1 protein-coding gene is annotated in these 470 nt (G+C 71.7%); it reads right to left on the reverse strand.

Features of this window, described 5'->3' with window-relative positions; all coding sequences use genetic code 11:
- Positions 1-470 (reverse strand): putative Ig domain-containing protein (locus tag MFF56_RS31950; RefSeq protein ID WP_238232262.1); only part of this gene is annotated, 470 nt, incomplete at both ends.

The following is a 470-nucleotide window of genomic DNA, read 5'->3' on the forward strand; positions in this document are numbered from 1 at the left end:
GAGACGGGCCCGTAGCCGACCGAGACGTTGATCCTGGAGGAGGTGACCTGCTTCTGGTTGGCGTCGGTGACCAGGATGTCGAAGGTGTAGCTGCCGGTGGCGGTGGGGGTTCCGGCAAGGCGCACCGACCACGCGCCGGTCGCGGCGTCCTGGACCATGCCGAGGGCGAGGCCCGGCGGCAGGGCGCCGGAGGCGCGCGAGGGCTGGAAGGGCGCGCGTCCGCCGTTGAGGCGCAGCGTTCCGGCGTAGGCGATGCCGACGGATCCGGTGAACGGGAAGGAATAGTTCGAGAGGGTGGGGGCGGGTGCCGAGACGACGATGGTGGGCGCGTTGTCGCGCACGACCATGCCGTTGGCGTCGGTGAGCTGGGCGACGACGCCGCCGTAGCTGCCCTCCTGGTTGAAGGTGCAGTTGGTGGAGAGGATGGACCCGGTCTGGACGGGTGCGGCGCAGCCCGGGGGCAGGGGGGC

Source organism: Methylobacterium hispanicum (assembly GCF_022179285.1).
Classification (GTDB): Bacteria; Pseudomonadota; Alphaproteobacteria; order Rhizobiales; family Beijerinckiaceae; genus Methylobacterium; species Methylobacterium hispanicum.